The organism is Aestuariivirga sp., assembly GCF_044239095.1.
In the GTDB taxonomy this organism is placed as follows: domain Bacteria; phylum Pseudomonadota; class Alphaproteobacteria; order Rhizobiales; family Aestuariivirgaceae; genus Aestuariivirga.
In genome coordinates this window covers 1-11231 of the sequence record NZ_JBIICB010000128.1, presented here as the reverse complement: position 1 = coordinate 11231, position 11231 = coordinate 1, and the positions used below count along the sequence as shown (strand labels likewise).

Below are 11231 nucleotides of genomic sequence, written 5' to 3'. Positions count from 1 at the left end.
GTTCTCCAGCCGGGCGATGTCGTCATCCTCGACAACCTGTCGAGCCACAAGAGCGAAACCGCAGAGCGGGCTATCCGGAGCAAAGGTGCCTGGATGCTGTTCCTGCCACCCTACCGCCCGGACCTTAACCCCATCGAAATGGCCTTCGCAAAGCTCAAGGCCCACCTTCGATCTGCCGCTGCCAGAACGATCGATGCCCTTTGGAGAGCCATCGGCAACATCTGCGCACTTTTCTCGCCAGACGAATGCTCAAACTACTTTGAAGCCGCTGGATATGGATTCAATTGATGGAACGACGCTCTAGTATGAAAACTTATGCTGCAGAGGCAGCCCCAACCAAGTGTTTACCCCACGTACTGGATCAAGAATCGCAGATCTACACGGGTCGTGTTCCCGGGCCTGGTGTAGGTACTGATGGTGAAGCCGTTCGCTCACTACAGCGTCTCATGTGGGCACGCTTCACGAACTGTTTGGCACGAAGAGCTTGAGCATCGATCCTAGCTTACCCTGGGAGGATGGCTACCGCGAGCCCTGCAGCGGCGAGCCAAGGGACGAATTGCTGAACGGGGAGATATTCCAAAGCCTCAGGCAAGCCAAGGGGATCATGGAACAATGACGTATCCTCTGCAATACACGAAGGCTGCATTCGGCTCTTGGATACCTTCCGCTAGCGCCTGCCACCATCACGCCGCCGCTCCCACTCGACGGAACCGGCAGGTCAGACCAGCCTGACTATGCGGGATGGAAGCCATGAAAAGAGCCTCCACCAGAAAGCAGATCTGTATTGTCCTTCAGCCAAGAATGAAATGACCCAGGCCCCGTACGAAATGGCCTGGGAAAGGCTACCTCGAGGTCAAGCCGCTTCCGGTAGAGTTCCCGGGCATTCTTTGGCACGCGGTCGCCGTTGTCAAATTGCCCATACTGCCACCAACCTGGCGGAATGCCAAGCAGTGTATTGCTCTCAACCGCCTGCTTGTACCACCACCACAACTCATACACTTCGGTGTTGTCACGGGCGTATCTCTCGGTCATGACGTCCCCCACACTTCCGAGTTTCGTAAAGTGAAAAAATCTGAGCGGGAGGCCGTTTACGAGAGCAAGTCCGTTTTCGTCAAAACTGAGGAACCTGTGACTGAGATTCCAACTCGCAACATTGTAACCGGGGTGACGTAATACCTTCACATTGTCAAAAAAACATGGAATGAGATTGCACCAGCTCTGATCGACGAACACACCAGTTGATGGTTCATCATAACACAAATCGTCGAGTCTCGCCTGCCACCAATCCGCAAAGCGGTTTGCTTCATTGTCATTGCTGACGGCCAAGAAACCCAAATTGAAAGTCCCATACAGCAGGGACGCAATCTCATTATCCCGAATTGCGGCTAGGTTCTCTCTTGGCTCCGGTTCCAGCAGATGGGGCGTGAGAACAATGGAGTAGCGCTCGAGCGCGTCCTCGACTTCGGACAACGGATTGAACACCGCAATGTCGGGATCGAAGTAGATCACTTTACTGCAATCTTTGCGCGACAACAGATAGCGCAAAGCCCGTCCCTTAACTGCGGTACATGCCTCCACGATGTCATGCTTGAAGAGCCAAGATTCAGCATTCTTTCCGAACAACTCCTCTGCTGTGAGCATGCCGTCATAGCCGGCGCCAGAGAGATCAAATTGAAATCCTGGCGGCTCCTTGTCTGTCATGACAAGCCATAGCTTCCATTCCGGATGAACTCTTCTCAAGGACTGGGCCATGACCCGGGCACGGTTCAGATAGCTAAATGAGCAGCTTGTGTATGCATAGATGGCCATATCAATCAGGTCCCACCAAGTACTGCATAGGTCATACTGCTCATGCGATAATGGAGATGCTCGGTTGACCGGCGGCGCCGGGCATCAACAGCCAATTTCATGGCGCCGCCGCCCTCGAAGAAACTCATCAACTTCTCGTCGCCATCCAGTACAATGCCGCGGCCGGTTGACTTTATGAGTTCGGCGACATTCCCTGATATGGTGTTTGCGACAACGTATGCGCCTGAAGCCATTGCTTCGCAGGTCGAAAATGAAAATGTTTCAGGCCCGATGGCCCAGTGAACCACAAGATCGATTTCGTTGGCCGCAAGCGCCTTGATCATGGCCGATGGACTATCAGCAGTTACGTGAACCGGGATGTTCCTCATTCCTGGTGGTGGGGCGCTACTCTGCCCAAAGTAATAGAACTCAAAATGTCCTCGCCCGGTCAGATGCTTGTAAAGCCGCTCGAACATGGGCCATCCCTTATGCGCGGCCGCCGTCCCAGCAAAAGCGACGCGGCACACGACATTCCTGACAGGACGCCTGCGCTGTTTAACCGGCGTCGCAACCAGTTCAACGTGAGGCAGGACATCGACCGTTGCTGCCGGCAATTCCGATCGTGACAGCCATAGGTCCTTCGTGAACTGTGAAGGAGACAGCACCCGAACTCGAACTGCCTTGAAGAAGGCCAGAAGGCGTTCGTGATGGCGCAAGCGCTCCGCGCCGTAGCGGCATATAGAACAGGCGTTTGAATCCCGAGGTGGGGCCTTGCAATAGGTAATTCCATTGCGACTTAGCGTGTAGCTGGGACAAATCGTAAAGTAATCGTGAATCCATAACCAGCACTCGACACACCTTACTGCCGCTATAACGTCCCGCACGCTCTCTATGCGGTGCCCGAGGAGATGGTGTATTATGATTCTTGTTGAGCCCTCCGACCTCTTCAACGCGTGGAGAGCATTCGCAAGTGTAGCGGCTTTCGTTGTGCCCAGCTTTCGTCCGTCGAGCACAAGTTCAACCAAATAATTTTTATCATCTAGCATCGTCTGTAGATGCTGGCGCGGAAAGATATTGAGGTATTGCTCTCCGCGTTCATGTGCCTGGCGTTCTTCAAGTTGAATGCAGAGCTGTACGCCGCCGCTCACCCGGCGATAATCATCATGCCCGAAGACAATCGTGAGAAACGGACTCCCGGGCTTTCCTGCACCGCCCAGCATCTCGCATATTCTGGCTTGTGTGAGCAGGTCGCCTGCGTTTGCCGCAGGTGTCTGTTTAAGTTGAGGCAATGGCGCAAGAGACGAGAGCAGTGCCACTTTGTAGCCCCCGGGATGAACGGGATCACGCCCCTCCCCCTTTCCTGCGATAAGGTAATGCCAGAATGGGTTCAGTCCACTGTTGGCTACATCAGGGTTTGACCTCAGGTAATACATTGTCGAGAATGCGGGACTTGGATCGAGGCCGTCCCTCCAGCCGACAAGGAAGTAATGAAGAAGCGCATCTGTTCCCGGCTTGAGGTTCGCTACCTGGCGCGCATAAAACTCGACATCGAAATGGGGCCGAACAAATGACATCTTCTCGGCCAAGCCTGAATACTGCGAAACAGGCTGTCGCTGATCTGCTCCAAGCGTCTTGACGAGAACGTCGTTGACGGCAGCCGGCGAATCCATCGACTGAATGGGTATGGGGTGGCCAAAAGAGCTCCGCCGCAAAACCTCATTCTGCGCCCCCAACTTGAATGCAAAAGAGGGTATCTCGCTGTTGATCGCGTTCCTGAGTTCTGGGCAATCAGGCTCTGGCTGGAGTGCTGGAAGAAGCACGCCGTCGACCTCCAGTTCGGCGTACCCACTTCCGTTAGAGACATGCGCCCTGATGTTCGGAAGCATGCTCAAGTACCCTTCACATGCGCGATCAGTCAGATGAAAAACGACCGGAAGATCGCGAATGAGCGCGTCCTGCGCACATCGTTCAAGAAAGTCCCGACCCGCCCCGTATGAGTGGCAGCCAATGACGGCGATGTTCAGTGGCCCCAGATCACGATTACCATGCGGTCTCCTGATGGTCCGCAGGCCCGCGCTCAGTGCTTGAGCTCGGGTAAGCTCAGTGGTTGCGCCTGGGAAATGACGGCGTATTCTTTGCTCAGTATCCAGACTGGGGCATGCAACCCGGTCGGCATTGGAGAGAAAGCGCTCATACAGCTTGCGCCACCGCGATATGGAAACATTGGCGTCCGGCGAGAGATCGGGGTGCAGCACGGGAGGTGGTCGATCTTTGTCAGCAAGACACAGGGTGCACTGCTTCTCGCCTTTCTCTCCACAGTACACTCCTCTCGCGTGAATGAGCGTTTGCCGGGGGCAAACGGCGGCAAAGTCGTTGACGTAGAACTCGTATGGCGCTCCCATTAGCTTTGAAAGCTTGCGAATGCTGTTCATCAACGTCGAGGGGAAACCAGAAAGGCCATGCACTTCGATCCGGTCAAAGCCGCATAGACAGGATAGCTCTATCAGCTTGGCAGAGCTGATCAACTTAACAGTCAACGCCGGATCGCTGGCTGAGCTGATGGTTACTGTGTCTTGAGTAGGTCCCGGACGAACGATTGTGAGCCTCTCTCCGTCTCGGGAGGGGGGGTGCGCGACGGTTTTGAAGCTTGGCGCTGGCTCAAAGCAGAGCACGCGCCGTTCCGTAGCCGGGCCGCATATGATCGCGAAGTCCAGCGCTTGCCGGCCGCCGGATGCGGGGTCCTCGGCAATAAAGCTTCTCATGGTCATGGGGAAATCAGGATGCTTCCGCCTGAGAGCCTTATGGATGTTATCGGTGGCATCTGGTTCGTCTTGCTTGGCGTCGTGATCCTGCCGCTGAACAAAAACGTCAAGCGCCTGTAGATTTCTGAAATCCGCTTTTGCGGCTCTATAACAGTAGTCAATAACCGCGCCGTCTCCGCCGTCAAAATTCTGGTGATCGAAGTAGCCGATTTTGGAAATCGCGTGCCTTGTGATGAGAATGCACGACTTTGCGCCGAAGGCGATATTGACCGCCAGCCCCTTGTTGAACAGAGATGCCAGCATATCGAGGCTGCGCGGGTCCCGGGGAAGGGAATTAGTCGTGGTGAATGGTCTTGGATAGCCGCAGGGCGAAATGGTATTACTAAAGGGTGTAATGCTTGCAACGTCGGGTGCCCGGTGACTCATTAGCCGATCGAGCCAATTGCTGGGCAGGATCATCCCGGAACCAAGCAGAATGATGTCCCGGTTGGGATGGAGCTTGAGAACAGAGTTCACGGCGCGGGCAAAGCCAACAGGTCTGTCATTCTGGAAAAGAGTAATCAGGCTGCGTTCGGATAGGCTCTTTAGTGCGTCTGCCAGAACGCCGTTACGCTGACAGTCATCGATCAAGATTAGGTTCGCGCGAGCACTGTTCGGCGTGGTGAGAACAGAATGTATCGTGTCCAGCGTTGCGTCATATCCATCTGCGACAACAATGATGTCGACGCCCAGGTCTTTGTCCCGCCTCCGCTTGCTATGTGGCGGGTCCGGGAAGATCCGGCCGCCATAAGGTGGACCAGCCGAGACCTCGCTCGGGTCCTGGCGACCCTGCCTGCTTATGGCCAAGTGAAGCAGCGGATTGATCCCTGTCATTATGACGTCGGTATTGCGCAACCCATAAAGCTCGCCGTCAAAACTCTTGGATGGCTGATAGCCTTTTGCACAGCCGATCGCGAGATAATGACTTGCAGGATCGACGCGCAAGATCATTGGGTCGATGCCGCCATAGGCTGCAACGTAGTATGTGTCGTCGAATAAGGCAGTGTCCCGGATGAGTGAAAGAGCTTCCGAAAGCGCGTGCCCGCCCAGTACGGCTGGGTCATGCGGGGACAGAATTACGCTGCGGGCTGAAGCGGACATTAACGTGGAGGCCTTGTAGTGGATGAAACAGTAAAAGTTACATTCAGTCTGTGTCAATTTTGATCAACATTTGGTATTCTAGTACCCGTTAAAGTGTTTATTCAAGAAGATTCGATCTTGAGTTCGCCATAAGCCAGACAACAGGGTCCCTCCTAATGTTTCCACTTCCTTGTGGAGACTTGTGTTGATGTGGCATCAGTGTGCCATCGGGTGTTAAGCGCCTAGAGTAAGGCTCATTGAACTTGCGCTTAGCTTTTTTCTGACTGAAGGGGCGCTCGTCTGGATGAAGTGACCTGCTCCTCCGGGTCGCGTCCCCAGGTGTGGTGTAGGTTCTGATGGTGAAGCCGTTCGCGAAGCGCGCCCACAGGGAACGCTGTAGCGAGCGAACGGCTTTCGGTGGTCACCGGGGTTTCCGGTAGGGTCTGGTTGCGTTCCCTAACCCAAAGACCGGAGAACCACCGATGACCGACGACATGATGAACCTGCGCAGCCTTCTGGATAAGACGCCTGATGCCGATCTGCTGCGCGAGATGATCGGCTGATGGAACTGGAGGTGGGCGCCCTCACCGGGGCAGCCCACGGCGAGAAGAGCCTTGTGCGGCTCGCCCAGCGCAACGGCTACCGTGACCGGGACTGGGAGACGCGGGCCGGGACGGTCGAACTGCGCATCCCGAAGCTCAGGAAGGGCTCCTACTTTCCGGGCTTCCTGGAACCCCCGCGGATGGCCGAGAAGGCACTTACCGCCGTCATCCAGGAAGCTTGTGTGCAGTGGATATCGACCCGCTCGGTCGATGATCTGGTGAAGGCCATGGGCATGAGTGGCATCTCCAAGAGCCAGGTGTCGCGGCTGAGCGAAGAGATCGACGCCCGGGTGAAGGCCTTCCTCGAGCGGCCTATCGAGGGGTGAGGCATGCCGAACTGCCCTATCTTTGGATCGACGCCACCTACCTGAAGGTCCGCCGCGGCGGGCGTGTCGTTTCGGTCGCCGCCATCATCGCCTCAGGGGTCAACAGCGATGGCCGGCGCGAGGTTCTGGGTATGGAGATCGGGACCTCGGAGGCCGAACCCATCTGGACGGCCTTCCTTCGCAAGCTACCCCGGCGCGGACTGAGGGGCGTTAAGCTGGTCGTCTCCGATGCCCATGAAGGGATCAAGGCCGCCGTCTCCAAGGTGCTGTGCGCCAGTTGGCAGCGCTGCCGCGTGCACTTCATGAGAAACGTCCTTGTCCATGCCGGAAAGTCGGGCCGCAGGGTGGTCTCGGGCTTCATCGCCAGCGCCCAATGGCGCACCGTAGCTGATCAGATCCGGCGCAAGGTGCCGAAACTCGCCGCCATCATGAGTGAGGCCGAAGCGGACGTGCTGGCCTACATGACATTCCCGAAGGAGCACCGCGCCAAGCTCCACAGCACCAACCCAATCGAGCGTCTCAACGGTGAGATCAAGCGCCGCACGGAGGTCGTCGGCATCTTCCCGAACGATGATACAGTCATCCGTCTGGTCGGTGCCATCCTCCTCGAGCAGAACGATGAGTGGGCCGTCCAGCGTGCTCGCTACATGACAATGGAAACCATCAACCAAATGAGCAATGATGCACTTGTCAGCTTGCCAGCCGTGGCCCGCTGACCATCCCGGCCCAGCCGGAAAAGCTCGGCGACCCATACCGTCAGCTACACCACGGAATGGGACACGATCAGCGATATGGGACGAACTTGGCAACAAATTGTTGGCCGCCGGTCAATTGCCGAGGGACGGCGATCCTCTTGAAAGGGAACTCTGCCGAAAAGAAGGACGCAGCCGCAGAGAGCGCAGCTCAAGCTGAGCGCTAGCGTCTCGCCTCCGCCACCCGCGTGGAGCCCTCGGGCCAGATCGCGATGGCGCTGTGGGTGGAGTGCACCTGAAGCCAGATCAGCGTGACAGAACCATCGCCGCAATCGAAGCCCTACGCGGCGGTAAGCGCCAGCTGATGCTCAAAAGCCGTTCATCGCTTTCATTACTCATCGACATATTGTGACGCGGAGGCGTTGGCACAGCAGCCAGATCGAAAGCCGCCCCGGGGACATCACCAGTAACGAACGGCGCGAATGCCAAACCATAGGGCTGCCAATCGCGTGAGCGTTGCGCCAAACAGCATCATGGCGATCGCGACGACGAAGATTTCCGGCACAATGAGCGTCGGCTGAACCATAATGAACAAGGAGAACAACGCGCCCCAGATGATGGGAACTTCGGCATAGAACTCGGTTTTCAGTGTATCGACGCGCCCAGATTGACGAACGATGTCTCTCAGGATGCTTCCACCCGCTGCTGAAAGCGTGGCTGATATCGGCGCCCATAACCAGAGCGGGTCAGCCCCGACGGAGACGGCCACAGCGACGCCCGACGCTGTAAACACGCCAATCCCGATGGCGTCGGTGAAATCATAGATGTTCTTGATGTTGACGAAGGCAGGAAACTTGACTCCTGCGTCAAACCAGTAGCGTTGACGCTGCAGAAATTGCAGCAGCCGGATGATCGCAAAGCCAATCAGAACTGTTATCCCGACAGTACACAGATAAAGAGGCGTCGAGAGGATCCCGATCGGATGACGGTCAAAGATCAGATCGCGCAAGGTATCGCCACCGACAGCAGGCAGCGCAGATAGAACAAAGGCGCCCACCATGCTGAATCGTTCACGATATGCAATCAAGACCCCTGAGATTGCGAAGGCAATACAACCTATGACTTCAAGGAATATGAACAGAGTGCTGTTGAAGAAATAGGTGGCGATCACCGAAAACTTGCTCTGGTGAATGATCTTCTCCAGTTGGCCGTCATTGGTGGTGGCTCTGATCGCTGCGTTGAACCGGTCTACCGTATCCTGCGTAACTGTGGTCTTGCTGAATATGGCATGGACATTCCATGTTCCAAGCGGGATCGCCTCATACACAGTGTGCAGGAGCTTCATGTCCACGACTGAGGCCGCAGTGTCGAGCCTCTCTCCAATGAATCCATCGATCCGCCCATTGGCGAGGTTCTTCAGATTCTCTTCAAGGTCATAAGCAACGACGAGGCGCCGTTCCCGCGCGGCGCTCTCGAAGACACTGTAGATACGGGAATCCTGAAAGCTCTGACCCGCGACAATGCCAAGCCTCAACTTGTTGTTTTCCCGGAGCAGGGCGTCGAAGTCGCTTAGGTCAAAGCGGTCCTTATCTTCAACCCGGATATACAGGGCTATCGGCGCTTGGCGGTAGGGTATCGAGTAGTGAAAGCGTGCGTCTCCAAACTCGGGTTGATAAGCCCCGAATGCGAGATCAATTCGGCCGGATAAAAGGGCGTCTTGCTGCTGCGTCCAGTTGAGCTTCGTGAGGACAACTTCGACGCTGGCTGCGCGCGCCACAGAGGTGAGAAGCTCCAATTCCATTGTGCTCAGGCCGTCAATCGTTGCGGCGCCCGGATATTGAGGCGACCCGCTCTGCACGGATCCGGCGCGAAGAGTAATCTGAGGAGAATCGCCACGCTCCGCGCCAATAACAACCGGTGAGCGCGAATTCGGCTTCTCTGCCCAAGCAATGGGGAGAGCCGCAAGGGTCATCAGAGCGCAAGAGATGACAGTGAAAGAGGCGAATCTAAACATGGCGGCAGTTTTCCTGATGCAGGTCCGGTTGTTGATTGAACCGTATCATGATCTCCAAAGTACTCGTCGCAGTTGAATGAGACGTTAAACGACTTACAAAGGGGCTTCTTTGTCAGATAACGAAGGATCGCCGTGATGTAGATTGCGTTTTCAGACGCCTTATCCAAGCCGCCAACCAGGTCAATTCACCAGAATCCTGTTCATCTGTAGGCTGATGATCTATAGTACCTGAGGCTGCGATTGATCCATGCCCCTCGAAAGACGATCGCGGATTTTGATGGTGGCTGGCGTTGGGGTTTACGTTTAGGGGCGGCATGGGGCACTCCGCCCGGGCACTCAGGGACCGGCAGCAGCCATTCGCTCAGCGATCAGCCGGAGTAGCGAAGCGTTGGCACCTGCACCAAAGACTAGAAATTACGCTACATCCGCCAACCCAAGATCATCGCCCAGACGAATAATCCGGACTAGCCTGGTGTTTAGGCCCGGATAAGGGCGGGCCGGTCAGTTCGTCAGGTCGAGTTCGAGCACCGTATAGTGGTCCACATCGAGTAGGCCGAACGCATGTTTCTTGAGGCCGGCGCCAACGATCCGGTAACCGAAGCGCCGCACGTACCAGCGAATGGTTGCCGGGCGGTCGGCTTTCGTGAGCACCCGGCGGACACCGCGCACCCGCATTTCGTCCAAGCGGGCCTGCTGCAGCAGCACGCCAACACCCGCGAAGCGTGGTTCCGGGTCCACGGCAAGGCTGGCGGTCTCCGCCCAACCGTCGCCTATCAGGAAGTAGCTGCAGGTGCCAACGATGCGGTCCCCGGCCTCGGCGACGAACGCATTGCCGATGTCGATTGACGTGCGCAGCGGCTCCGGCACCTCCTCCGACGGGGCAAGGGGAGCCATGTTCCACTGGGCGAGGACCCGAAGGGCGCCGGGAACATCCTCTGGGCGCATCTTGCGCACTACTACTCGAACTGGCGCGACATCGCCCGCCGGATCGGCTGGTGAGCGTTGATTTCTCTGCTCTTCGAGCATGGCAATTCTCGCGGGTTATGGCGGCACGACCAATCGCGGGCCGCAGTCGCTGTTAGATGAACGATTAGATGTTGGTGATGGGTAAAGTTGAACTGCCGAAATCAACATTACCAATTTGACCGCTTAATGCCGGGCTGTTTATTTGCAAGCTAATTGTCAATGGCAGCGATGAATTGTTCCAGATGACGACGAAATGTTGTTTGCCCCGTGCGGCATCGTCAGGCCTCACGGTGCACGCGCCTCAGCTCGGGCCGTCACGTCCGACCGGACCGCAAACGCCAAGGTGGCTACGTTCTGATGGCAACGCGCTTTCCACCGGATCGGCGTGAGCTTTTCCTGACCGTCGTGGATCTGCTGGCCGCCGAGACCGTTACCCTTAGGAGCAGGGTGACCGCCAACGGCTATGCCGCTGACGTTAATGACGTCTTGGTTGACACTGCCGCAAGCGGCGCGCCGCACCGCCTGCCGTCGATGCTCTCCGAGCTGCTTGGCAATGGCCAGCATGCGGAAGAGCATCATCTCCTCCACCGCGTGGCTGATCTGGCTGCGATCCGGGCCGGTCCTGAACGCAGGACGCCAGCATGCGCGTCAGCCCCAACGCCGGTCCGCCTCCCGCAGGAGCATCAGCCCGCCATCAGAGGAAATTGCACCGCCATCGAAGTTCGCGGACACCTTCTTGCGGGAAACGGCTGGAAGATCGAAGAGAAGAAAGCTATCGTCGCTCATGGTAGATGCTGCCCTTGTCGCTTTGGCTGCAGGCCATCGTCTCAACGACGAATTCACACCCAAATTCAATTGATTATACCAACGGTCATTGGGTCTGACCGACATGAGCCCATTGGCGCATTCCGATTGAGGTGATGGTCTCTGGTTGAGCAATGAGCTTCTGCCAGGCGTCGCAT

The 11231-nt window shown here is 56.6% G+C and carries 6 protein-coding genes and 2 pseudogenes; 2 read left to right on the top strand and 6 right to left on the bottom strand.

Translation table 11 applies throughout. The features are described from left to right. Positions 1-288 (top strand): transposase (locus ACILRA_RS12655; RefSeq protein ID WP_395662454.1); only part of this gene is annotated, 288 nt, incomplete at its 5' end. A 444-nt stretch (positions 289-732) separates the two neighbouring features. Here the strand turns inward: ACILRA_RS12655 and ACILRA_RS12650 are convergent. Continuing rightward, positions 733-1809 carry a hypothetical protein gene (locus ACILRA_RS12650; protein ID WP_395662453.1) on the bottom strand — a complete coding sequence of 359 codons (1077 nt, stop codon included), beginning with the start codon at positions 1807-1809 and terminating at the stop codon, positions 733-735. Between the two features lie 5 nt (positions 1810-1814). Beyond that, positions 1815-5747, bottom strand: coding sequence for a glycosyltransferase (locus ACILRA_RS12645; protein ID WP_395662452.1), 3933 nt, complete (start codon positions 5745-5747; stop codon positions 1815-1817). A gap of 404 nt (positions 5748-6151) precedes the next feature. Here ACILRA_RS12645 and ACILRA_RS12640 point away from each other — a divergent pair. Continuing rightward, positions 6152-7313 (top strand): annotated as a pseudogene (locus tag ACILRA_RS12640) (IS256 family transposase). 436 nt (positions 7314-7749) lie between these two features. Here ACILRA_RS12640 and ACILRA_RS12635 read toward each other — a convergent pair. The 4 genes and pseudogenes from ACILRA_RS12635 to ACILRA_RS12620 form a co-directional block, all read right to left on the bottom strand. After that, positions 7750-9303 carry a TRIC cation channel family protein gene (locus tag ACILRA_RS12635; protein ID WP_395662451.1) on the bottom strand — a complete coding sequence of 518 codons (1554 nt, stop codon included), beginning with the start codon at positions 9301-9303 and terminating at the stop codon, positions 7750-7752. Positions 9304-9804: 501 nt separating this feature from the next. After that, on the bottom strand, positions 9805-10329 hold the full coding sequence (locus ACILRA_RS12630; RefSeq protein WP_395662450.1) for a GNAT family N-acetyltransferase: 525 nt from the start codon (positions 10327-10329) through the stop codon (positions 9805-9807). Positions 10330-10554: 225 nt separating this feature from the next. Beyond that, entirely contained in the window at positions 10555-10848 is a 294-nt protein-coding gene (locus ACILRA_RS12625; RefSeq protein WP_395662449.1) for a hypothetical protein, read from the bottom strand. A gap of 69 nt (positions 10849-10917) precedes the next feature. Continuing rightward, positions 10918-11231: pseudogene (locus tag ACILRA_RS12620) on the bottom strand (hypothetical protein); the annotation flags it as partial.